Source organism: Paenibacillus sp. J2L1-98, from assembly GCF_056269405.1.
Genome location: NZ_JBWDNW010000001.1, coordinates 493,671 through 517,845 on the forward strand (window position 1 = coordinate 493,671; position 24,175 = coordinate 517,845).

The window sequence follows — 24,175 nt, forward strand, 5'->3', positions numbered from 1 at the left end:
CCTGAAGACACAAAAAGCCTAGTGAGCTAATCACTAGGCTTTCTTCATGGCAGCGAAAACTTGTACATCCAAGTTGTCCGCAGCAATAATCTTATTCGGTTTGTCGCACGCAAGGGTAGTGGACAAGCACGCGGCGTTGTTCACCACGTCAAAGGTATCCGTAATGCTCGAGGCCAAACTGTCAGATACCGCATTAAATTTGTGCAGTAGAACAATTGGATGATCATGCAATTCTTCGATCGGTCGCTTGGATCTTGCGGCTTCGGCGTTGGTCATGGGCATGACCTCCTTCTGAACAGATTCAATAATGGCCTTTGTAGCATTATTATATCCATATTATTAGCGAGAGTCTATGGTTATTCAGCCATTTTTGCTTTCAGCGCCGCCCGAGCCTCTTCGAGCTTCGCATCATCCAAATAAACATATGGACTTCTCCATGTTCCTTCAAGCGGAATGAACGTAATATCATTGCGGCTCATGCCCAAATAAGTAGTCATCATGTTTTTAATTTCTTTGGAAGGCATATCCATCGTTAAGTTATTACCCACAGCCTCGATAACGGAACCTATTTTCGTAACGCCGTCAAAGGACTTCATCTTATCTGTCAGTGCGCCAATGACTTGACTTTGCCGCTTGTTGCGGTCAAAATCGCTTGACATGTTTTTTCCATCGTTGGATTTACGGTAACGGACGAAATCTAGCGCCTTGTCACCGCTCAGCACCTGAACCCCTTTTTGGAGATCGATGTTCGTGCCATCCGCTGTATCAATATATTTCATGCGCATATCGACATCCACTTCTACGCCGCCAAGCGCATCAACCACATCTGCAAAGCCTTGGAAATTGATGACGGCCGAATATTTGATGTCAATATCGAACAGCTTGCTCATTACGTTGCGAACCTCTTGTTTGGCATCCGCATATGCCGCTTCTTTTGACAAATTTTTATCATTGAGTGCGTTCATATAAAAATCGGCATAAAAGCTGTTCGCTTTGCGCGTTCTGTAGCCATCCACATCGATGTTTGAATCCCGCGGAATCGTAACGATCGTAGCCGATTTTGAATTCGGATTAAATACAGCTACCATCAATACATCCGTATTTAAACCGCCTCCATGCGAACGCGAGTCAATGCCCATCAGCAGCATGGCAACTGACTTCTCACTGACAGACTCTCCAGCAGGTATGACGACCTCGTTATTACTCGGCGCAGAAATTTGATCAACTGCTTTATCCGCTTTGAACACTAAATAGGCCAGAGCAGCAGCTGCGATGAGCAGTATGGCGAACAACAATACAAAAATCGTTTTCAGCACCGAGCGCTTTTTGCGCGGCTTTTGCTTTTTTGACTTTGCCGGTTGACGTGAACCCGTTCTTGGAGGTAATTCTGTTGAACCTTTACTCATATGTTCCACCTTCAAGTTCAGTTATATTTTGGATTAGATTCGATGTCCGCTAAGAGCTGTTCGCCCCTATCCCGGGGAAAAAGCTGCAGCTTGGAACGGCCATCCTTTTCGTATTTCACATGAATCATCGTTTCGTCGGTCTTGACTATGGCAAAACTCGACAAGCCGTGATCTTCCGTCAAAATTTGTGCAAAAAACGCAAGTGTGTCGATAGCCGCCTGGTCATCTTGACGGGCATCCGCTACCAGCTTAATTTGCAGCCAGTTGAATAAGGCATCCTCGAATTTCATTTGCCAGACTCCGCATTTTGCGGCGGATTATCGCCCGTTTTGCTGCCCTTCCATTTATCGTAGAGCTGACGGCCGCGGAGCATAAGCATCATAAGAACCGCCACCCCCATACATTGAATGATCGGCAGCTTATCTACTTGCAGAATCATCAGAACGAAAGAACCAAACGCAATCAGGGCATATACAAGGATCTCTTTCAACAACGGCAGCTTCTGCTGAGCGCGGAACACTTTATTGAATATGTATATTGTAAAGCCCAGAATGATTAAATAAGAAATTAGCTTATGATCGCTTAACCATGCCTGCATGCAGCATACCTCCTTCTTAAATTGTAAACGGCACTCGCCGCGCTTTAGTTGCACAGCAACGATAACACTGTGAAATATAAGTGGGATTATAAGTTAAAAACTTATAATCCCACTTATATTTTAAAGAAAACGTAAGGCTTTGCATCAGCAAAACCTTACGTTTGTTTAATGATTGGCTCTTAAACGCTTGCTTGAGCGTTTTTACGGTTTTTATCCGCACGTTCGCGCTCGCTCTTGTTCAAAATTTTCTTACGCAGACGAATAGATTTCGGCGTAATTTCACAATACTCATCATCATTCAAGTACTCAAGCGCTTGCTCAAGCGAGAATAGACGCGGGCTTTTCAGCGTAACGGTATCGTCTTTACCTGCGGAACGAATATTGTTAAGCTGTTTTACTTTACAAATGTTAACGATAATGTCGTTCTCGCGATTGTGCTCGCCAACGATCATACCTTCATAAATTTCAGTACCTGGCTCCAGGAATTGAATTCCGCGGTCCTCAACACCCATCATGCCGTAGAAAGTCGATGTTCCGTTCTCGCTTGCTACTAGAACGCCTTGATGACGTCCGCCTACGCCTGCGCCGGCAAGTGGACCATAGCTGTCAAAAGCATTGTTCATAATGCCGTAGCCGCGTGTCAACGTCAAAAACTGTGTACGGTATCCTATCAAGCCGCGCGCAGGAATTCTGAATTCCAGACGAACTTGACCGTTTCCGTGATTAATCATGTTAAGCATTTCGGCTTTGCGAGTTCCCAGACTTTCCATAACGGCGCCCATGCTTTCTTCAGGCGTGTCAATCAGTAAACGCTCGTAAGGCTCTTGCTTCTTACCATCGATTTCCTTGATGATAACTTCAGGCTTCGATACTTGAAGCTCATAACCTTCACGACGCATGTTCTCGATAAGAATACCAAGGTGAAGCTCACCGCGGCCGGAAACGACAAATGCATCCGGGCTGTCTGTTTCGTCTACGCGCAAAGCAACGTCAGTCTCAAGCTCTTTGAACAGACGTTCGCGAAGCTTGCGGGATGTAACCCATTTACCTTCACGGCCCGCAAAAGGACTGTTGTTAACCAGGAATGTCATTTGAAGAGTCGGCTCGTCAATTTTTAGAACCGGCAAAGCTTCCGGATTCTGCGGATCAGCAATTGTCTCGCCAATGTTGATTTCACGGATACCCGCGATCGCGATAATATCGCCTGCGCCCGCTTCCTCGATCTCAACGCGCTTCAAGCCCACGAAACCGAACAGCTTCTCAATTCTTGCTTGTTTCGTGCTGCCTTCACGTGTGATAACAGCAACCGATTGGCCTTGCTTAATGATACCGCGGTTAACGCGGCCTACTGCAATACGGCCAAGGTATTCATTGTAATCAAGCAAAGTTACGAGGAATTGCAATGGCTGTTCTACATCCTCAGTCGGCGACGGAATGTTGCTCACGATCGTTTCATATAGAGCTTCCATGTTCTCGTCTTGTTTCTCAGGATCAAGGCTGGATGTACCCATTAATGCAGATGCATAAACAACCGGGAACTCCAACTGCTCATCATTTGCGCCCAGCTCGATAAATAGGTCAAGAACTTCATCGATAACCTCTTGAGGCCGAGCGTTCGGACGGTCAATCTTGTTTACGACAACGATTGGCGTCTGGTTTGATTCAAGCGCTTTGCGCAAAACGAATTTCGTTTGCGGCATGCAGCCCTCGAATGCGTCAACGACCAGCAGAACGCCGTCTACCATCTTCATGATACGCTCAACTTCGCCGCCGAAGTCAGCATGTCCAGGAGTATCCACAATGTTAATCAAATAGTCTTTGTAGTTAATTGCTGTGTTCTTAGCCAAAATCGTAATACCGCGTTCACGCTCTAGATCGTTAGAGTCCATCGCGCGTTCCTGTACTGCTTCATGATCACGAAACGTACCTGATTGTTGAAGCAGCTTGTCAACCAATGTTGTTTTACCATGGTCAACGTGGGCAATAATGGCGATATTCCGTAATTTCTCTCTTGCTTGCATAACTAGTAATCCACTCCAATTGTTTTTTATTTAAAACTTTTACCAACGTCTGCGTTTGCCCAGCATCATCCAACCGCCTGCTGCAATAAATGCAACGGCAATCGCATAAATCCCCCAGCTCCACAACAGCACTAAAATGACGAACACGGCCGATGCGGCGGCAAGCGCAATCGATGCCGTCAATACAACACGCGTTCTGGATGAACCGAACAAATAATATTCGTAAAGGCCAGCTGCTACTCCAAAAATAAACAACGGCCACAAATATTTCAAGCTATCCCATCCAAATAGATTGCAAACCACAAACAGCAGGGCATATACGACGAGCATTCCGCCTGGGACAAGCACGACTGCCGGTACTAATCTGCCGAAGTAAAGAACATGCAGAAGCACTCCGGGAATTAAGACGAGCAGCGGCCAGAAGATTGCGCCCAAAAAGCTGAATACACCTAACTTGCCCAACAAGATAACGACCCCGGCTAACAGCAAAATAATTCCAGCGGAATATTTGTTATTAGGCATTCGCGTTCCGCTCCTTACAACGCCAATCGCATATGTTGACGAAAAGCGTCAGTTTTTATCTATATTAGTTTAAAGGAACTGAGGCAAAAATACCAGTACATAGCGGGGTCAGAACAAAAAAAAACCGTTCCGCCATATTTTGCGTGAACGGGGCATGTAATAAACCTCATAAAACAGGCTTCTTTTTGACAACTGCCAGCGCAATAACGAGCGGTACGCATAGCAGCGGAATCGCTTCGCCAAGCGTCTTGGAGCCGTGAAACAGCAGCTTATCGAGGCCGGGATCATGCATAAGCATTTCTCCCGCTGCATATGCGAGCAAAGCGGCGCCTATATAAGAAAGGGCAGGAAATTTTTGCAGCAGGGAGCCCAGAATCTGGCTTCCCCAGATAATCATAGGTATGCTAAGCGCAATTCCGAGCAAAATAAGGACAGGATCGCCTTCCGCGACGGCGGCGATAGCCAGCACATTGTCCAGACTCATAATAAAATCGGCAACCACGATCGTCCAAATCGCTTGACCGATCGTTTTTGCTTTTTTAACCGTATGCGATTCCTGCTGCCCGCCTGCATCAGCCAGCAGCTTCACCGCGATATAGAACAATAGAAGAGCTCCGATCGCTTGCAAATAAGGCACCTGCAGCAGCTTTATGGCAACTATTGTTAGAATGCACCTAAGCCCTACAGCTGCCAGCGCCCCCCACCACACAGCGCGTTTGCGCTGCTCCGGCGGGAGCTGCCCGCTAGCCATTGCGATCACAATGGCATTGTCTCCGCTAAGCAATACATTAATTAGAATGATTTCGATAAAAATAATTACGCTGTCCAAGATACATACCCCCTCTAATCAGCTGTATGAACAAGCTGTGGGGAATATGTCCAAAAAAAAATGAATCCATCTTCACTCTCGCTCGTATTTATTGTAGACTTCAAGAAGTGCTAATTTAGGGAAGGAGGGAAATTACTTATGGAACTATTCACAGTCGAGTTTTTCTCCGCTTTGCTGACCATTGTTTTTATCGACCTAATATTGGCCGGGGACAATGCCATTGTTATAGCGTTAGCAGCTCGAAATTTGCCAAAGGACCAGCAGAAGAAAGCGGTCATTTGGGGAACAGCCGGAGCAGTCGGCATACGGATTATTGCCACCCTGCTCGTCGTTCAGCTGCTGAATGTGCCTTGGCTTAATCTTGTCGGAGGCCTTCTCTTAGTATGGATTGCTTATAAGCTGCTCGTACAAGAAGATCCGCATGACAACATTAAATCGGGCAATACGCTTTGGCAATCGATTCGTACGATTATCATTGCCGATGCTGCGATGGGCATTGATAACGTCATCGCGGTTGCGGGTGCGGCACATGGGGACACGCTGCTCGTCATTCTCGGACTACTCATCAGCGTACCTGTTGTAGTATGGGGCAGCACTATATTCATCAAGCTTATCAATCGCTATGGATGGATCATTTATGTCGGTTCTGCGGTTCTCGCATACACCGCCGCCAAAATGATTACGCACGAAAAATCTTTCCACGAATTTTTCGAAGATCCGTTAATCTACTGGTCGTTCGTGGTTCTGGTGGTTGTCATTACAATCGCAGGCGGATTGGTTACCAATATGCGCAAAAATAATACACAACAAAAAAGCAGCGAATCCCACTAAGGGGATTCCTGCTTTTTTTTCGGTTTTTCAGCTCATTACCAACATTTATATCAGAACCAGCTATCCTCGCCTGCCGTTTGCACGGCCGTTTCAGCCACTGGCGAAATCAATAGCTGCTCGGTCCCTTCTACAGCCGCTGTAAGCAGCTGTTTATAATTCGGGATAAGCGCCTCGATCTTCTCGGCGATCCTGAGATTCGGATTCGTGGTTGGCGATTTTGGCAAAAATAACGTACAGCAATCCTCGTAAGGTAAAATCGACGTTTCATACGTTCCGATTCTTTCGGCCAAACGAATGATTTCATGCTTGTCCATCATAATTAACGGCTTAAGCTGCGGAAGCTCCGTCGCGCGTCCGATCACATTCATGCTGGGCAGCGTCTGGCTCGCTACCTGACCTAAGCTTTCCCCCGTGACGATTCCAAATGCCCCGTTTCGCTCCGCGAGCTGCTCCGTTATTCGCAGCATAGCCCTTCTCATTAACGTAATAATCAGATTGTCGCTCTTTGCCCCAACCAGAGTCGTCTGAATTTCAGTGAAAGGCACAAGATGTAGCTTGATCGGCTCTCCGCTGAAATATGACAATCGTTTAGCAAGCTCAATGACTTTATCCTTCGCCTGCTCGCTTGTGAAAGGATAGCTGTGGAAATGCACCGCCTCTATCTCAAGCCCTTTGCGCAGCGCCAGCCAGCCTGCTACAGGACTGTCTATACCGCCTGAGAGCAGCAGCATGGCTTTGCCGTTTGACGCGAAAGGAAACCCGCCAGCGCCGGGTATAACGTCATAGTATACGTATGTCGCTTCTTCCTGGATATCCACACGCAATTCAATCTCAGGCTTGCTCACATTTACTTTAAGATCCGGTATTGCGCGCAGCACATGACCGCCCACTAAATGATTCATTTCCTGCGAATTGTGAGGAAACTTCTTCCAAGCGCGTTTAGCGCTTACTTTAAACGTCGCCGGCTGCTCTGGCAATGCTTGCATAATCGCTAACGCCGCCGCTCTTATTTTCTCAAGCTCCGGCTCCGTGCTCCTAACGGGACTTAAGGAGACGATCCCGAACAAATCCTTCAACCGATCCGCAACCGGCTCATAGGGATGCCCGTTCAACTTTACATACAAGCGTCCAAATGATTTGAAATAAGCAATATTCTCATATGAGATCAAGGCCTGCTTCACTTGATCGAGCATTCGCTTCTCGAATCTATTCCGGTTTCTTCCTTTAACCATTAAATCTCCGTACCTCAGTATAATTTGATCATAAAGCAAGATTAAGTCAATCTCCTCTCAAGCGGCTTCAATTGCTCAACAATATGACGCAGAGCAGCGCCTAAAGCGTCAATATCCCGTTCCTCGTGCTCATCGCCGAAGCTGACTCGGACCCCGCCGGCTGCCTGCTCATGGCTTACGCCAAGCGCAAGCAGCACGCGGCTTGGCTTGTCGTCCTTCGAGGAACAGGCGGATTTGGTTGAAGCCATTATACCACGCTGCTCCAGCATATGAATGATAACCTCCGGCTTCATGCCCGGGTACGAGAAATGAATGATATGAGCGGCAGACGGATCAGCACCGTTAAGCTTTAGCTCCGGTATGCCGCTTATGATCTGAATAAGCTTCTGCTTAAGCGGCCGCATTCGCAGCTCTCGCTGCTCCAATGACTCAAGCGACATGCGCAGCGCCTTCGCGGAGGCGACGATGCCCGGCACATTTTGCGTGCCGGCTCGGTTTCCGTACTCCTGCGAGCCGCCTGTAAACAGCGGATAAAGCGTAATACCATCGCGGACGTATAAGAATCCTACGCCTTTAGGACCCCGAAGCTTATGCGCAGAGCCGCTCAGTAAATCGATACCCCATTCCTCTATGCAAATCGGCAGCTTTCCGATGCTTTGGACAGCATCGACATGGAACATCGCCTTCGGATATCGCCTGAGCAATCTTCCGATCTGCTCGATTGGCTGTATCGACCCTATTTCGTTGTTGATATGCATGACGCTGACAAGAATAGTCTGGTCGGTCAGAGCCTCTTCCAATTGCTCTATGCGTACATGTCCAGACTCGCTGACTGGTAAATAAGTGACTCGAAAACCTTCTTGCTCCAGCTGAGCGAACGTTTCATACACCGAAGCATGCTCAATCTGCGTCGTAATCAGATGCTTCCCCCGTCCCGCATACTGGCGGGCGATACCTTTTAGCGCTAAATTGTTGGATTCCGTTCCGCCGGATGTAAATATCCATTTACCGTTCGTCGTTTGCAGCCGCTCCGCCAGAAGGGCGCGCGAGCGTTCGATTAATTTATCCGCATCGGCGCCTGCGCGATGCAGCGACGAAGGATTCGCGTATTGCGACTTCATCACCTCCATCATCGTTTTCACGACTTCTTCATAAGGCGGCGTTGAGGCACAGTGGTCAAAGTATAGCATCGAAGTTTTGTCTCCTTTCCAAAAAGAAAAAGATCAGCGATTGCTTCTACCCAAGGGGCCGGAAGCTGAATCGTGATCTTATTGCTGCCGTTCTACTTAGCTTGAAGAACCTTTGCGACATATCGCTGAGTCTCTTCCGGAAGCGCTTCAAGATTTTCTATAAGCTGCTCGTTCGTTCTTATCCCAGTCCGGTCGACACGTCCTGGACCGGCATTGTAAGCTGCTAAGGCAACCTGCTCATTCCTGTTATATTTCTTCAGCAGGAGCGATAAATATTTGGTTCCGCCTTCAATATTTTGCGCAGGATCAAATGAATCGGTGACGCCTAGCCCTCTTGCCGTACCGTCCATTAGCTGCATCAGCCCCTTCGCGCCTGCGCCGGATTGCGCATCCGCGCGGAAGCCGGATTCGGTTTTGATTACCGCTTGAATTAAGGCTGGATCTACGCCATATTTGGCGGCAGCTTGCTGAATAAGTCCGTCATATTCGCTTGGTGAGCTGTCTGTCTCAGCTTGGCTGCTGTAGGAAATATTCGTCAAACTGTTCAGCGAGGAAAGCTGGGCTAGCGCATCAGCCGGCAGGATTGGAGCGGCGGAGCCATTCTCCGATGAGCTATCAGACATATATTGTGATAGAAGAGTATCAAATAAGGAAGCAGAGCCATCGCCGGCTGTTGCAAGCAACGGGTTTGATGCTGCTTGCATATCCAAACTTGGAGCGAGCTGCAGCTGAAGCAATGTCTTAATAATCCGAGGGTCAATACTCATGATTTCCTCCCAGCTTTGCGGTTATAAGCACATAGGTATTATTTCTACTTTAATTATATCGGTTATTATTGTACATGTTTTTAGAGCAAACAGCCAGTTTGCCTTTCATTGAGCTCACGAAGCAGCGGCATAACCTCTTCGATTGACCCACACTCCAAATATTTCACTAAACCGTCCTTCGTATGAGGCTGCTGCTTTCTTGTATTAAGCCAAATAGGCGTCCAGCCTGCTTGAAAGGAAGGCGCGATATCGTTATGCCATGCGTCACCCACATAAACCAGCTGTTCTGGCCGTAAAGCTGCATTTCTTCGGACAAAATGGAACACTTCCGGGTTGGGCTTCGCGATGCCGATACCATCGGAGATGTATGCGTTTGGCTCGGCTACCCACTTTAACAGCTCCAACGCGATAATTTTTTTCATTTGATGCTCAACCGGGCCATTCGTAATTAAGCCAATGCCGATTCCGCTTGCCTGCAGCTGCTCGAACAGCTCCTGAACGCCTTCCCGCAGCGTGAGACGCGATTGCTCCAGTTCGTAATTCCGCTGCAGCAGCGCCGCCGCCTCCGTCGATACCTTTATGCCGATATCGGAGAAAGCCGCCGTAGTCCGCTTGATGCGAAGCTCCTCCAGCGTCATTTCCCCATTTACATGCTTCACCCACAAAAGATCACTATGCCGTCTAATGCGTTTGTACAAATCTTCTATATGTAAACTCCCGTTAGCATGTCCAATCAGGCCGGTGCTTTCCACCGCCAATCGGAACGGCTGAAGCTGGTCGTATAACGTATCGTCCAAGTCGAAATAAACTGCTTTTATCATGTGCTTCCCCCCATCTCCGCTCGCAGCAGCCTGTCTATAAAGGCCAACTCTATTATAGGTGCTGGAGCATGAGTATACCAGCGGATTATAACAAAAGAAAACCGCGCCCTTTCTGGCACGGTCGGTCTTTGGTTTCATTCCGCTTGCATTTCATACAGCCCGCTTAAATACTCTCGAGCGCCCCTTCATCCTTTACGCGCCATTTGCCGTTAATCCACGTAATAAAAAACGAGATCGCTCCGAGCGTCAGCAGAACTCCCACTTTGTAAAGCGCCTCATGTCCGCTCAAATCCATAAAGATCGCTTTGAACGCAACGAGCACCAGAACGACGGAGCCAAAACAGCGGAATAACAGCTCTCGGTAATAAGCACCCCACAAAATGAGCAGCAGCGCATAGCAGCCCCATGAGACCGATAGGGCAAGCTGCATGTAGACGGACGACGATTCGGTAAAATACTCGGTAAATATATTTTCAATTTGCCTTGTAAGCAAACCTCCGACGATGAGGTGGGCTAACAGTGCGTATACCCTTGCAAGAATCCGGTTAGCTTTCTCTGTTATTTGAGTGAAGACCAGCTGTCTTGAGAAATAGAAGCCAAGTGCGGCAAGCAGCATCCAAGCCATTGCTCCCCAGTTTAAGAATGGGATATATATGCCGAACCATTCGCCCCGCGGCGTATCCCAAGTCACCGCATACCAATAGGAGCCGACCACAAACCAGGTGACAAGCGAGCACAGGCTAAGCAGCGGCCAAATTTTTATCCGGCCTATAGCAGCTGCAATGGCAGCAATACAACCCCATAGCAGGACGCTAATTAGCGGCTTTGACTCATACCCGCCGCCAATACTGCTTACGGACACGAGAATCAGCAGCAAACCTCCAAGAAAAAAGCTTGCAGAGGAAGCCGTTATTTTGACCGTCAACTCATAAATGACATAGCTGGCCAATAGGTAGACGATGCCGATAAAAGCAAGAATGTACCCGTAATCCAATTCCCCGTTCAAAATAAGGAGCGCCCAAAATCCGAACAGTATGCCGTTCGTTGCATTTAAATACAAATCGATGCCGTCGAAACAAAGCTTGTTTCGCCAGGAGGAAGCCAGCAAGCTGATCGTATAAAAGAGGAATGCGGCGAGCGCGTACCGGAACGGCATGCTCCAAAAGCCTTCAGTCGACGGATTGTAATGTATAAAGTAAACGATATAAAGCAGCCAAGAGCCTAGAAAGCTTACGATCCTCAGCTCATGCCAGCCGCGGGCGATACTCAGAAATAGAAAGGCGGCATTGATTACGAGCAGGTAAAGAAACAAAGCGAATACTTGATCCGTTTCCGGACGCATCAGCAGCGGTGACAACAGCCCTCCCGCCAAGGCTATATTCATAAGCAGCCTGGACTGGAACTTGTAAGCATATGCCGATATCCCAATCGTTATCGCGCTCATGCCGAGCAGAATCGTCATCGGCTCCCACAGCCGATAATAAATGCCGGCAAAAGAAAAGGTCGCATATAAAATACAAGCACCCATTCCGATCATGATCTCGCCAATCGGATTACGCGGCATACGCCATGCGAGCTTTAATCCCGCGATACTTATGCCTGCTCCGCTCAACAGTCCAAATCCGATCTTCATGGACTCCGTAATCCAGCCCTGATCCACCGAATATTTGAACAAAGTAATAAATGCAGCCAGGACGAACAGGACGCCGAGCATTGAAGTCCCTTGCCTATTAATCATTTCTTTCATTTGTATGACCCCCATCATTTAGTCAGAAACCGCCGTAAACAAGACCGCCCCCCTACTCGCCTTCGACTTGAAACCAATAATCGAGCAGCCGTAGGGCAGCATATAACAGTTCTTCTTGTTTCCATTCTGTAAAAAATGGCATAAAAAAAATAGTACCAACTTTATGTGGTACTATCCTCGTCATTTTTCTTTTGAAATAAGCCCATTTCTTTGGCTTTATTAGCCGCCTCGCGTGAACCGGTCAGATTCAGCTTCTTTAATATATGATTGACATGGTTTTTGACCGTCCGGATCGACACGACCAGCTTGTCGGCAATTTGCGGCTGCGTGTAGCCTTGATCTATCAAATCCAACAGCTGCAGCTCCGATGGCGTAATAAGATCATTCAGCTTCTTCGCTTCAAATTCGCGCTCAAGCTGCTTCAGCCTGCGGAATTCCTCGCGCATCCGATCAGCAACAGCCGCGTTTATCGGTGATTGACTCCTCGAGGCTGATCTGACCGCATCAGGCAAGTTTTCAAAATCCGATTTAATTTGATAATCGATGGCACCCGCCTGAAAGGAGCGGAAAATTAGCTCCTTCTCCTCCATCGAGGTCAGCATAATCACTCGCGCTCCTGTAGCTGCGGCGGTCTCCTCCGCGAGCAAAACGCCTTCCGGCCTGCCTTCAAGCATAATGTCCATCAGCACGACATCGGCAGGCATAGATTGCTGCTTGCCTTCCCGCAGCGCTTGCCTCACATCTTCGGCTCTGCTTGCTGTCCATACTACTTTAATATCCGGCTCCTTGTTTAAATACGCCACAAGACCGCGAAGCCAATCAGGATCATCCTCAACGATCCATACCCGAATGCTGTCCATGCGCCTCTCTCCTCTGCGTATGATCTACTGTTTTCTCTGCTTGAATACTTCGCTTCGGAAACGACATAAAGATGGATGTCCCTACGCCCGGCTTGCTGCGCAGATCCAGCATCCCTTTATGCTTGCGCATCACATGATACGCGTACGGCAAGCCAAGGCCAAAATTCGTGTCGCTGCCGTTTTTAGTTGTATAAAAGGGCTCAAGCACCCTCGTCATTTCACTTTTATTCATGCCGGGGCCTGTATCCCGCACCTCAATAACGAGCTCTCGCTTTGTCTCGCTTAATTGGATATACAGTTCGCCATAGCCGGTCATCGCCTCCAAAGCATTGGCAACGATATTGCCCAAAGCTTCGCTCACTTGAGCCGGATCGATACGGCAGCTCCAGCCCCCGCTAAGCGTCGTATGAAGCTTAATATTCCCTAACGAAGGCTCATACCCCTTCACCGTCTGCTCGATTAGCGCAGCCAAATCGGTCGCTTCAACGCGCAGCACCAAATCCTCCGTTCGCCGATGAACACGTTGGAGCATCTCTTGCATATGACGAGAGGCGCCGAGTACCGTCTCAACATCTGCCAGCAGCTCTTGCTGACCGGTTGCGATCGCGTACGCTTTCATCTTTTCAGAAAATAGCCGCATTTTTCCGGCATCGTTCTTGATCGCATGATTGAGAATGGCAGTGCCTGAAGTGACTGCTCTTAGCGTGGAATCATACCTCCGCCGATCAATATTGACGCGTACGCCCATGAAGCCGTAAGTAAACAGAGCGATGACAAATACGGTTACACCTAATCCGACGATCCACGTATTATAGACCCACATGCGCAGCATACCGAAGCTAGGCAGCACGTAATTCATAACCATGCTGAACATGACCGGCGGCAGAACCGCCGAGCAAACGATCCAATGCGTGCGAGAGAAAGACGCATGCAGCTGGCGTTTGAGCAGAACCTGCACGGCGCCGAATAAAATATAAGGCACTGCCCACCATACTACGATCTTGAAGGATATCGGATATTCTTCCCTGTAGAAAGGCGTAAACACGATGCACATAACAATCGGGATAAGCAGCAAAAACGGCAAAAGCTGCTGCAATCTCACAGTCAGCCGTACAGGCCGGTAAGCGATGGCAAACAGCGTGAAGGAAAACGGTAAACCATAATAAGAAACGAGCGAGGAGACCGCTTGCAAGCGGTAAAGCAGCTGCTGCGCCACTTCATTCATTCCCGCATCCGCCGCCGCAGGAAGCCATTGCAGGTCGAGCACGGCAGCAAGCGCCCCCGCTCCACCGCTAAACGCCACGGCGCCTAACCAATGATTAGCGGATGACCGCCGATCGGAGAGCCATATAATGGCCGCAACAGCCCATAACGCAACAAGAACGAATAACATTATGCAGCTCCTTCACAACAACGTAGATAGATCCATTGAACCACTTCCATTTGCATTACGTCAACAGATGGATGAGAGACCGTCAAGCGGCAATAAAAAACCGTTCAGCGCACGGCCGAACGGTTTTACACAGCCTATATAGCTCTAAATTTTTCCGGCGGTCTGGCAGCCATGCCATTATTCCGGGATAAGGAACAAAGTCGCATTACAATAACGACGCGATAACGAATGAAAATAGGACGTTTGTATCGAAATGACCGCAACGAGCAAAATATTTCGCACCGCTTCCCATTGCTTCTCCGTTAAATTCGGCAATCTGCTAGCAAATTGATTCGCTGACGAACGAATAACATGCTCAGTCAATAGATCCTGATGCGGATATTCCTTCAAATGACCGGAAATATCGAGCAGCTGATCGTTATTTGCATCCAGCTCTTCAAACATGCTGGTGTAGGATGCATATAATTCGATAGGTCCGACTAAATCATCCGTTTCATCCTCCGGCTTTTTAAAAACGATCTCGAACAGCTTCCGTATTGATTCAAAATCAAGATTTGACTTTAAATCATCAATAATGAACAATAACGCAGCTTGGTTCAGTGAATATTTTTTTCCGGCCTTCGGACAGTCGAAATAAGGTTTAAAATCTCGCTTTACCCAATTTTGCATGGAGGTAATTGACAGATTCGAATATTCTATCAGCTGGCCGAGCGCAGCGATTTCATGAAGTGAGAAGCCTTTGAGCTCATTGCCCTTTATCAGCTTCTCAATGATTGGAGGCAGCAGAGTAGATAAAAACGCGGGCAGCCCCGTTCCCTTCTCCAATTCGTATTGATGCGTCTTTGTCCATGCGGCTTGCAGCACCTGAAGAGGCTTCAGATTATGCTGTCCGTCTAAGGCGAGCAGCAAGCAAGCCATCTCTTTTCGAGTAAGCGTAAAGGATTCCATATCGCTTCCTCCTCCGCTTTCGTCTAACTTTTTTATTTCAAGTTCATATGAACTCATCATATGCCGGAGAATGACGCTTGTAAAGGCTCGAAAATCAATGAGAATAAGCTTTTCCATCTCATTAAATCGCTCTAAAAGCGCGTAAAAGGCTGTTACCGTTACATATGGCGTTTGTCATAACCTGTAATCATTCGTTATAGTAGATCATAAGAATACAAAAAATATAAATATAAAAGGGTAGTGAGAAACGAAAATGGGTATAGGATTCAATTTATTCATGATTGCTCTTCTTATTTTATTAACTGCTTTTTTCGTCGCAACGGAGTTCGCCATTATCAGACTTCGCTCCAGTCGGATCGATCAGTTAGTGCTTGAGGGCCGGAAGAACGCGCTTGCCGTTCAACGGGTTACGAGTAATCTGGATGCCTACTTGTCAGCATGCCAATTAGGTATTACCATAACAGCACTCGGGCTGGGCTGGCTGGGGGAACCAACGGTTGAAAAAATGCTTTTACCCTTGTTTGAACATTTTGCGTTAAACGATAACATTAGTCATATTCTATCCTTCTTGATTGCATTTCTTTCAGTAACTTTTCTGCATGTCGTTGTCGGCGAGCTTGCGCCAAAAACATGGGCCATTCAAAAAGCTGAATTTATTAGCTTTCTTACAGCAAGGCCGATTATTTTATTCCATAAGTTTTTATATCCTTTCATTTGGTTACTTAACGGCTCGGCTAACGCGCTAGTCCGCTTGTTCGGCCTAACGCCTGCGACTGAGCATGAGGAAGCGCATTCGGAAGAAGAAATTCAAATTATTCTTAACGAAAGCTACCAGAGCGGAAAGATTAACAATACAGAGTATGGATACGTAAGCCGCATTTTCGCCTTTGACGAACTGTTGGCCAAAGAAATTATGGTGCCCCGCACCGATATGATTTGCTTGTACACAAACAAATCGCTCGCTGAAAACATGGAAATTATTCGCAAGGAACAATATACGCGTTTCCCTGTCGCTCTTGAAAGCAAGGACAACATCGTCGGTATGATCAATACGAAGCAGCTTTTCCTTGAATATGAAACAGACCGCGATATGGATTTCAAAAAGCTCGTTCATCCGGTACTGAGCGTTTCCGAGGTTACGCCCGTAAAAATGCTGCTGAAACGGATGCAATTGGAACGCGTTCACATCGCCATTCTTGTTGATGAATACGGCGGCACCTCCGGCCTTATTACGATTGAGGATATTTTGGAAGAGATCGTCGGTGAAATCCGCGATGAATTCGATGCCGATGAACGCAAGGAAATTGAACAGCTTGCAGATAACTGCTACCTGCTTGACGGCAAAGTTTCTCTTAGCGAACTGAGCGATCTGACCGGTATGAATTTCGAGGAAGAGGATGTCGATACGGTTGGCGGCTGGTTGTACAGCCAAGTCGCTGATCCGAAGCCTGGCAAAGAGCATTTCTTCGAGAAATATAAATTTATAATCCGCGAGACAAGCAAAAATCGGATTCGCAAGGTCGAAATGCTCATTCAGCAAACGGAAGCGGCAGTCGAGGGCGAAACGGCTTAAATTTAATACCATATGAAGAAGCAGCCCCTGCATATCGCAAGGGCTGCTCTTTTTAATTGGGCATGCTTTTCTTTAAGCAATCTAGTTGCTCGATCATCCTTTTCAAAAAAAATTAAAAAAACACTTGCAATAGATTAGAATTCTGTGTAATAATACATCTTGTGTTTAGCGAAAACCACGTGCCGTTGTAGCTCAATTGGTAGAGCAACTGACTTGTAATCAGTAGGTTGGGGGTTCAAGTCCTCTCGACGGCACCACTTTTCTTTTAACGGGACGTAGCTCAGCTTGGTAGAGCACCTGGTTTGGGACCAGGGGGTCGCATGTTCAAATCGTGTCGTCCCGACCATTAAGCACACCATTAATGTATGAATATACATAGAAGAAAGAAGCTTGAGCGATCAAGCTTCTTTTTTATATTTGATCTCCTTTTTCTCTCAGCAGCTCAGCTATATCCTCATATCCATACTCTAAAGCATACTCCCCTGCCGTATAGCCCTCTTCATCGTATTTCAGAGGATTAGCCCCTGCCTCCAATAATAGTTTCGTCGACTCCATGTCGCCGCTTGATGCCGCTGTCATTAAAGGTGTCCAACCGGAACTATCCTGCAAATCGGGATTGGCCCCTTCCTCAAGCAGCAGAGCGACCATTTCAAGACTGCCATTATATAATGCGACCGTCAGTGCCGTCTCTTCATTGCTCTGTTCAACCAAATTCAAATCAGCTCCCGCTTTTACTAAAGCTCTGCCAATATCCGTTTCATTGTATTGAGCAGCCCACATGAGCGCCGTCCATCCTTCCTCGTCCGTAACATTCGGATCAATACCGGCTGCCAGTATAGATTGCACACGTTCTAAATCAGCATCCGAGGCTGCTCCAAGCAGATCTTTATCCGATTGCGTCTCCGAGAGGTAACTCATAATGGTATCGATTGATTTAGAGAAGATGATGCCGGCTGAAACCGATCCGACGATAACCAGCGCTGCGGCTAGAGCTATTATCAGTCCTATCCGGGATGACTTGAAGACGATACTTGATGAGATGCCGGCAAACTGCTGTATCGCATGAATCCGCTTCGGTAAGGGCGGATGCGTTGATAGCTTCTCAGCCAGCCAGACAAAAAATCCTTTTTCATAGCTGCTTTGCAATAAGTATTGTTCACGGTCGACGCGCTTATAAAGCGTTTTTCCAATCGCCAATACTGTTAGCCCATTCATCGCGGCTTCGGCATCATTGGTAAAATAGGCTGCCATGCGATCGCATGTATATTCACAAGCGCGTGAATACGCCTCTCCAATAAACGGAAACCATAAAGCCGGAATGATCAGAAGCCGCTTAGTTAAATGATTGCGTTTAATGTGGGCGAGCTCATGCGCAATGACGTAGGTCAGCTCTTTCTCGCCTCCCGTTTGAATCATTTCGAACAGGTCAGAATAAAGGACAACCATATTCCGGCCAAAGAAGCGCGAGGCAAATGCATTCAGTATGCCGCTTGATTCCATGACGTATATGTCAGGCACGACAGCAAAGCCCATTCTGGCACACTGCTCCTGCACGATGGCGAACACCTCAGGGAACTGTTGAGGCGTAATTCGCACGCCGTTTGTGCGAATGCTTGCCATCATGATCGCCTGGGCGAATAAAGGCAGAAGAAACAGCACAGGAATGATAAAAATAAAAATAATCGAAAGAAATAGTCCGACATAAACGAAAATACTAAAAATAAGCGCAAGCGCAAAGTAGCGATCTTCTTTCTTATGTACCAGCGACGGATCCAAATAACTTTGAGTCAATAAACAGCATCCCCTTCAGAAAACAATACCCACATTATACACGATTATCCACGCTTATTGTATCTGTTATTTCCCATGAGATAAGCCGTATTTCGACTCCTGTATGCGGGAAATAGAACACAAAAAAACTCCTCGGCTTACGGACCAAGGAGCAAGAAATGGTTTATTTTAACCGATTGTTAACCCATCCGCGGGCTAGCTAGTGATCTGCTTCATCCCACTTTTTGGAATAAGCCTTCTTTGTAATCCATAACGTCATCCAAGTGAGCAGCACGACGAGAATGCCCGCAAAAATCCACACCCCTACAGGAACGTTCATCTATATGTACCCCCCTTCTAATTCTCCCTCTATTTTACAAGATCGTATTGGTTTATTATCACTATAACCGTTAACAAATTCGGAACTTTTCTATTATAAGCAATCAACTTGGACAAGGTAAACAATTATTCGAACAAAAAAGTCTATTCTAGCAAAAGAAGCGATGTCATTCCACGAAAGAAAGAGTCAGCCTAATAACAGCTGACTCTTTCTATTAAACAATAAAATTAGCCTTTGATATGCACGATAATGTCGATCGGATAACGGCCTGCGTTGCGTCCGTAAAGCGCCAAACCGCCTTCCTCCGCTGCCAGCTGAAGCTTAAAGCTGCGGCCAGCGTTCAACTTTGCGGTTAGCGCGCTCGGCAAATGGACTTTGCAAAGATAGCCGTATGATCCAGCTTCCTCCAGCCTGCTCGCAACAGACTGATAATGCCAGGACAATACGCCGCGGCTGTCGGCAGGATTATCGGTGAGCAGTATCGTCTCGATAAGCTCACCGTCAATAAATACATTTAGCTTGGATTCGTGACGTTCCGTATCTGTCATATAGTAGGTGTTCATGTTGTATTCCGGATCGGCTAAAGCGCCATGCATGAAGGAAATATCCAGCTTCTTCTGCACGCTTTCCTCTAGATTACGCTTCAACAGCCGCTTCGAGCTCGCTTCAAACAACAGCTCGATTTCATAGATATCCGTTTGCTCCGATACAGACGGAAGCTGAATATCGTAAATAAAATGACCGGTCTCTCCACCATTCACCTTCTGTTCTTGAAGCACAATCCAGCTGCACGGCCACTCACTTTCCGAGAAGGCCGCCACCGGCACGCTAACGATTTGGCCGTCTGCCTCATACAGCCCGTTAGCTGTGCCGCTGCGAACGTCGAACGTTACAAAGTTGCGCGTAATTGAGACACCTTGAGCGGTCAATAGACGTACCGCAAGCACGGCAACTGCATCCTGCTTAGGCATCTTCAAGGATAGTGACGTTAGTGCGCCAACGCCATAACCATTCCATTCGATAGCTTCATTTCCTGAATCAAGCACGACTCGTGTACCTAAATTGTCATACCACAGCTCCCACGCAAGCTGGAGCGATTGCCCGTGGTAACGATCCGCAAAGCTGGAACGGAGAAGATCCACGACGGTATCTGTACCGGCCTTCACCGTCTGACATGGGGGAGCATCAATGACGATAAAGTCAGGCGAATGCAAATCAGCAACGGTCATGCCCGGAACAAACCACTCGTAGCCGAAATGCTTATCCGTGCCGTCCAAGCGGTAGTAGCCGTTGAATTCATTAATAACATCGCGGAATTCGGTAAACACGAAGCCGCACATTTTATCATGACGACGGAACTCATTCATCATATAGCGGTAATGCCAGGCTAGGTCGCTGTCGCCTGCTCCGCCTTCGATTCCCCACACATTGCCGCATTCGCTGTTCATTAATGGAGCATCCGTTTGCACATTACCGCCAATGTAGTTGAAATTAGAGCCAGCATACGTCTTTTCCACCACTTCCGTTACATGGCTGCGAAGCTCGTTGTATCCGTTGATATAGAAATGCCAGGTGTTAATGTCCGATTCTACGTGATCGTAGTTGCAAGGTGAATTATCTTCAATGATACGGGTTGGATCTTGCTGCTTTGCCCAATGATACACAGACCGTACCCACTCCTGCGTTTGCAGCAGGTAATTATTCGGCTGTGTAACGTCTGTCGTAAGCGAAACGGCCTCGCTCTCTGTCTTTAAGCCCCAAGTCTCATTAAACATAACCCAAGAGAAAATCGACGGGTGATTGTAGTCCCGGTCAATGACCTCGCGCGCCTCGTTCTCATACGCATTTCTCGCTTGCTCATCCGGATCCCCCCAGAAGCAGGGCATATCCTCCATAACAAGGATGCCCAGCTTATCAGCCCAATACAGCTTGCGCGGCTCCTCAGGTTTAATATGAATGCGGACAAAGTTCAAGCCTAAACGCTTCATAAGAAAAATTTCATTCTTCATCTCTTCATCGGACGGATATGTAAAATAACCGGTCTTATGGAAGGATTGATCAAGCGTGCCGTTTAAGTAAACTGGCTTGCCGTTTAAAGTGATCCAGCGGTAGCTTCGCTCGCCAACAACCGCCGTTCCGATCTCGCGAACGCCCAAATAAGTGCTGATTGTATCGGTCTGCCCATTGCTTGTCAAGCGCACTTCGCCTTCATATAAGAAAGGTGATTCGGGGCTCCACAGCTTAGGCTCGTCAATGACAAATGTCGTGCTAAGCTCATTGCTGCCTTCCGCCAGTTCAGCTTCGATTTGATGGGAGACGGCGCCTTCCGCAAACGAGAAGGAAAGCTGCGCTTTTCCTGCATTCCGGGCAACTACCGTCGTCTTCACTTCAACCGTGCCATCTATGCGGGTGTTAAATTTCGAATCGCGAACATAGCTTTGCGGACGGGCTTCCAGCCATACCGGCTGCCAAATTCCGCGAATTTCACCATAGCCCTGCTTGCCGCGGGCTTGATCATTATGATCAAAATCTTCGACACGAACCGTAATCGAGCTGCTTCCATCTAACAGCCATGCATCCGTTATATCGAATTCGAACGTCCCATAGCCTCCTGAATGCGAGCCGATAAAATTTCCGTTTATCCAAATGTCTGCTTTGTAATCGACGGCGCCGAAGCGGAGGAATACTCTTGAATCAGCTGCTGCAGGCGCCCATTCGATCTCCTTGTAGTACCAGGCAATTCCTTTATCATTGCTCCCAATGCCCGACAAAGGGCTCGACCATGAGAAGGGCACCGTAATTTCGGATTGAAACAGTTGCCCCTTCGACTTATGCCAATCCGCTTGAAGTCCATCGTTCTCGTGATCGAACTCGAAGGACCAGGCTCCGTTCAAATTTAACCAATCCGCTCGCTGCCAATCGGGACGCGGATATTCAGCCCGGGGAATGCTAACCTGTGCAGCTTGTACCGTTTTCAAAGCCATTTGCATCGCACAACCTCTCATTTTAATTTTTTCTTTGAATTAATTTAAAAGTTAATCATAAATCAATTAAATAACCATTTCGTAACAAGAATACGCCTTCATAAGCTTATTTGTCAACTATTTCTTGAGTAAAAGGCGGGTTTTCTGATTTATAATTAATTTATAAATTAATTATATTACCCATCTCACATCCGCATCCGGACTACAAGAAATAGTGAGAGTAAAGTTTGAATACCTCTAATGCAAGCCTTAACTTTTGATTATAAGAGGGTTCTTGTATAATCATTCATATATATGGATGTTTAGAGGGAGCTGCAGCATGTCCAATCAGAAATGGAATATCGGAATCGCGATTCTATTTATAATATTTGCAAGCTCGCTAACGAGACTGGAGAAACGAGCCCATGACGATTCGTACGAAGCTGCTCATTTTCATCCCGCTGCTCGTTCTGTTAGTTAATTTCGTCACCTTCTTTTTATTTCAAAGCGGAAAACTGGTGCAGCAAAGCTATAATCATATGCTGGATTCGTTCCTCGAGCAGGAGCAAGCCGATGGATGAGACCTCGAAAGCTTCGCTGGATCATTACGAGAAAGCAGAGAAAATTGCGGACTTCATTCGAGTGGACGGGAGAAAACAAGCGATCTGATCGTATCGGTGTCCAATCTGCTAAGATATAATTTACGCAATCTGGAGCAGCCGGTAAACGCTCAGAGAAGAGGTTGAACATGATAGTCCGGATCGGATAAAAAGCGGTCTACGGGACTTGGCACAAAAAATGTGTTAAAGCGTCTTCAATTGTTTTATGGCGTTAATGAGCTGGTCGAAATCGAAAGCGAGCTGGGCAAAGGAACGAGGGTCACGATTCGGATACCCCAAAGAAAGGAAGGTGAGCGCAACCATGTACCGACTGTTGATCGCGGATGATGAGGCACTGGAGCGCGAAGGACTGGAATGGATCATTCAGCGGATGCTGCCGAATACATTCCAAATTATTCATGCCGAAAACGGACGTGTCGCTATTGAACGGGCAGAAGAGCATCGGCCTCATATCGTACTGATGGATGTCAATATGCCGGGCATTCAAGGCTTAGAGGCTATACGGGAAATTAAACATAACTTGCCGGAAACGAAATTCGTCATGGTAACGGCTTATGATTATTTTGCTTATGCCAAGGAAGCGCTCTCGCTTGGCGTAAAGGAGTATCTTGTCAAGCCTGCCAAGCGCGAGCAGGTCGTTCATACGCTCGAGCAGCTCATACAGGAGCTTGAGCTGGAAAAAAAGAAGCGTTCAGATGAACTGGAGCTCAGGCATAAGCTATCCCAGCTTCTGCCCTTAGCGGAAAATGAACTGGCAATGATGTTTATGGTCGATAATATTACCTATACCGATATCGAGCAATTATCGGAATGGCTTAGCTTTCCTCTTGAACATGGATGCGCAATCGTAATCGCCTTCCCCGATCGTGTAAAAACGGATAACAAGCAAAAAATTTACGATACAATAAGAAGCTTTGCCAAAACCTATGTAACGACAAGCATTGTCAGCTCTCTAATCGACCGCCATATGGCGATCTTCATCAACAAAGCGCCTTCGCTTACCGCTGCTGACTGGAAAGAAGCAGCTACCGAATTTGGAGAAGAGCTATGTGCGATAGCAGCAAGGCAGCTGGAAGTCGAAATTCTAATCGGCATCGGCCAGACACGCTCGGGTGTGGAAGGACTGCGCAAATCTTATTTTGAAGCTGTATTCGCTTCCAACTATTTCGAGCAATACGGGAAGGTGTGCCACTTTGACGAACTAAAACAAGGAGTCGGCCATTCCGGGAACGATCAGGAGAAGCAGCATACGATCGCGGAAGCTATTCCAGATGCTTATGTGCTCTCAGCCATGCAGCGTATCCGCGAGCAGCGCGAGCAGCAAACCCAAACGGTTCTGGACCGCGCGAAAAATTACATTCAGGGACGATATACGGAGGACCTCTCGCTAGAAGAAGTTGCAGACTCGGTTCACCTTAATCCCCACTATTTCAGCAAAATATTTAAGCAGCAGGTTGGTACGACATTTATTGATTATGTCACGTCCCTCCGGATCGATAAGGCGAAAGCTTTGATGGCAACGGGACAACTAAGCTTGAAGGAAGTTTGCTTCGAAGTCGGTTACAATGATCCAAATTACTTTAGCCGTGTATTTAAGAAAGTGACCGGCGTTACTCCCTCCGATTACCGGGGTCAAACGAAATAAGCAATAATTGTAAGGTCCATGTCGCTTAGACATGGACTTTTTTGTGTTCAAATGGACAACATAATGCTAATCTTCCCTAATTGCAACGCTCTGCGCCAA

21 protein-coding genes and 2 tRNA genes are annotated in these 24,175 nt (G+C 47.3%); 6 read left to right on the forward strand and 17 right to left on the reverse strand.

The window, feature by feature from the left end:
- Positions 1–33: 33 nt before the first annotated feature.
- The 7 genes from AC0YNZ_RS02375 to AC0YNZ_RS02405 form a co-directional block, all read right to left on the reverse strand.
- Positions 34–276 (reverse strand): hypothetical protein, encoded by a 243-nt coding sequence (locus AC0YNZ_RS02375; protein ID WP_475825088.1) that lies wholly within the window; start codon positions 274–276, stop codon positions 34–36.
- A gap of 80 nt (positions 277–356) precedes the next feature.
- Positions 357–1,406 carry an LCP family protein gene (locus tag AC0YNZ_RS02380; RefSeq protein ID WP_475825089.1) on the reverse strand — a complete coding sequence of 350 codons (1,050 nt, stop codon included), beginning with the start codon at positions 1,404–1,406 and terminating at the stop codon, positions 357–359.
- A 17-nt stretch (positions 1,407–1,423) separates the two neighbouring features.
- Positions 1,424–1,696 carry a hypothetical protein gene (locus AC0YNZ_RS02385; protein WP_475825090.1) on the reverse strand — a complete coding sequence of 91 codons (273 nt, stop codon included), beginning with the start codon at positions 1,694–1,696 and terminating at the stop codon, positions 1,424–1,426.
- Complete coding sequence (locus tag AC0YNZ_RS02390) at positions 1,693–2,004, reverse strand: YlaH-like family protein (protein WP_475825091.1); 312 nt, start codon at positions 2,002–2,004, stop codon at positions 1,693–1,695. The genes AC0YNZ_RS02385 and AC0YNZ_RS02390 overlap by 4 nt, the downstream gene beginning before the upstream one ends.
- 179 nt (positions 2,005–2,183) lie before the next feature.
- Entirely contained in the window at positions 2,184–4,025 is a 1,842-nt protein-coding gene (gene typA, locus AC0YNZ_RS02395; RefSeq protein WP_475825092.1) for a translational GTPase TypA, read from the reverse strand.
- 39 nt (positions 4,026–4,064) lie between these two features.
- On the reverse strand, positions 4,065–4,547 hold the full coding sequence (locus tag AC0YNZ_RS02400) for a hypothetical protein (protein WP_475825093.1): 483 nt from the start codon (positions 4,545–4,547) through the stop codon (positions 4,065–4,067).
- A 166-nt stretch (positions 4,548–4,713) separates the two neighbouring features.
- Positions 4,714–5,376 (reverse strand): TerC family protein, encoded by a 663-nt coding sequence (locus tag AC0YNZ_RS02405; RefSeq protein ID WP_475825094.1) that lies wholly within the window; start codon positions 5,374–5,376, stop codon positions 4,714–4,716.
- 138 nt (positions 5,377–5,514) lie between these two features.
- On the opposite strand from AC0YNZ_RS02405, the gene AC0YNZ_RS02410 reads away from it, so the two are divergent.
- On the forward strand, positions 5,515–6,207 hold the full coding sequence (locus tag AC0YNZ_RS02410; RefSeq protein ID WP_475825095.1) for a TerC family protein: 693 nt from the start codon (positions 5,515–5,517) through the stop codon (positions 6,205–6,207).
- A gap of 50 nt (positions 6,208–6,257) precedes the next feature.
- On the opposite strand, the gene thiI is transcribed toward AC0YNZ_RS02410, so the two are convergent.
- From thiI to AC0YNZ_RS02450, 8 genes are all read right to left on the reverse strand, one after another.
- Positions 6,258–7,478, reverse strand: a complete 1,221-nt coding sequence (gene thiI, locus AC0YNZ_RS02415; RefSeq protein ID WP_475825096.1) for a tRNA uracil 4-sulfurtransferase ThiI — start codon at positions 7,476–7,478, stop codon at positions 6,258–6,260.
- A 2-nt stretch (positions 7,479–7,480) separates the two neighbouring features.
- Complete coding sequence (locus tag AC0YNZ_RS02420) at positions 7,481–8,629, reverse strand: cysteine desulfurase family protein (RefSeq protein WP_475825097.1); 1,149 nt, start codon at positions 8,627–8,629, stop codon at positions 7,481–7,483.
- A gap of 92 nt (positions 8,630–8,721) precedes the next feature.
- Complete coding sequence (locus AC0YNZ_RS02425) at positions 8,722–9,396, reverse strand: lytic transglycosylase domain-containing protein (protein ID WP_475825098.1); 675 nt, start codon at positions 9,394–9,396, stop codon at positions 8,722–8,724.
- Between the two features lie 80 nt (positions 9,397–9,476).
- On the reverse strand, positions 9,477–10,217 hold the full coding sequence (locus AC0YNZ_RS02430) for an HAD family hydrolase (RefSeq protein ID WP_475825099.1): 741 nt from the start codon (positions 10,215–10,217) through the stop codon (positions 9,477–9,479).
- A gap of 163 nt (positions 10,218–10,380) precedes the next feature.
- Positions 10,381–11,964 carry a DUF2339 domain-containing protein gene (locus tag AC0YNZ_RS02435; RefSeq protein WP_475825100.1) on the reverse strand — a complete coding sequence of 528 codons (1,584 nt, stop codon included), beginning with the start codon at positions 11,962–11,964 and terminating at the stop codon, positions 10,381–10,383.
- A gap of 161 nt (positions 11,965–12,125) precedes the next feature.
- Positions 12,126–12,824, reverse strand: coding sequence for a response regulator transcription factor (locus AC0YNZ_RS02440; protein WP_475825101.1), 699 nt, complete (start codon positions 12,822–12,824; stop codon positions 12,126–12,128).
- Complete coding sequence (locus AC0YNZ_RS02445; protein ID WP_475825102.1) at positions 12,796–14,217, reverse strand: sensor histidine kinase; 1,422 nt, start codon at positions 14,215–14,217, stop codon at positions 12,796–12,798. The genes AC0YNZ_RS02440 and AC0YNZ_RS02445 overlap by 29 nt, the downstream gene beginning before the upstream one ends.
- Positions 14,218–14,394: 177 nt before the next feature.
- Positions 14,395–15,165 (reverse strand): DUF1836 domain-containing protein, encoded by a 771-nt coding sequence (locus tag AC0YNZ_RS02450; protein ID WP_475825103.1) that lies wholly within the window; start codon positions 15,163–15,165, stop codon positions 14,395–14,397.
- A gap of 253 nt (positions 15,166–15,418) precedes the next feature.
- Here AC0YNZ_RS02450 and AC0YNZ_RS02455 point away from each other — a divergent pair, with 253 nt between their 5' ends.
- The 3 genes from AC0YNZ_RS02455 to AC0YNZ_RS02465 all read left to right on the forward strand — a co-directional run bounded on the left by AC0YNZ_RS02455 (position 15,419) and on the right by AC0YNZ_RS02465 (position 17,084).
- Positions 15,419–16,738: a hemolysin family protein gene (locus tag AC0YNZ_RS02455; protein WP_475825104.1), complete on the forward strand. Its 1,320-nt coding sequence runs from the start codon at positions 15,419–15,421 to the stop codon at positions 16,736–16,738.
- Positions 16,739–16,919: 181 nt separating this feature from the next.
- Positions 16,920–16,995 (forward strand) — tRNA-Thr (locus AC0YNZ_RS02460).
- Positions 16,996–17,007: 12 nt separating this feature from the next.
- Positions 17,008–17,084 (forward strand) — tRNA-Pro (locus AC0YNZ_RS02465).
- 65 nt (positions 17,085–17,149) lie between these two features.
- On the opposite strand, the gene AC0YNZ_RS02470 is transcribed toward AC0YNZ_RS02465, so the two are convergent.
- The gene (locus tag AC0YNZ_RS02470) at positions 17,150–18,529 is read right to left on the reverse strand and encodes a M48 family metallopeptidase (RefSeq protein ID WP_475825105.1); all 1,380 of its coding nucleotides are present in this window, start codon (positions 18,527–18,529) and stop codon (positions 17,150–17,152) included.
- Positions 18,530–19,075: 546 nt separating this feature from the next.
- Positions 19,076–21,838 (reverse strand): glycoside hydrolase family 2 protein, encoded by a 2,763-nt coding sequence (locus AC0YNZ_RS02475; RefSeq protein ID WP_475825106.1) that lies wholly within the window; start codon positions 21,836–21,838, stop codon positions 19,076–19,078.
- Between the two features lie 398 nt (positions 21,839–22,236).
- Here AC0YNZ_RS02475 and AC0YNZ_RS02480 point away from each other — a divergent pair, with 398 nt between their 5' ends.
- Positions 22,237–22,392 carry a hypothetical protein gene (locus tag AC0YNZ_RS02480; protein WP_475825107.1) on the forward strand — a complete coding sequence of 52 codons (156 nt, stop codon included), beginning with the start codon at positions 22,237–22,239 and terminating at the stop codon, positions 22,390–22,392.
- Positions 22,393–22,732: 340 nt separating this feature from the next.
- Positions 22,733–24,076 (forward strand): AraC family transcriptional regulator, encoded by a 1,344-nt coding sequence (locus AC0YNZ_RS02485; RefSeq protein WP_475825108.1) that lies wholly within the window; start codon positions 22,733–22,735, stop codon positions 24,074–24,076.
- Positions 24,077–24,175 lie beyond the last annotated feature (99 nt).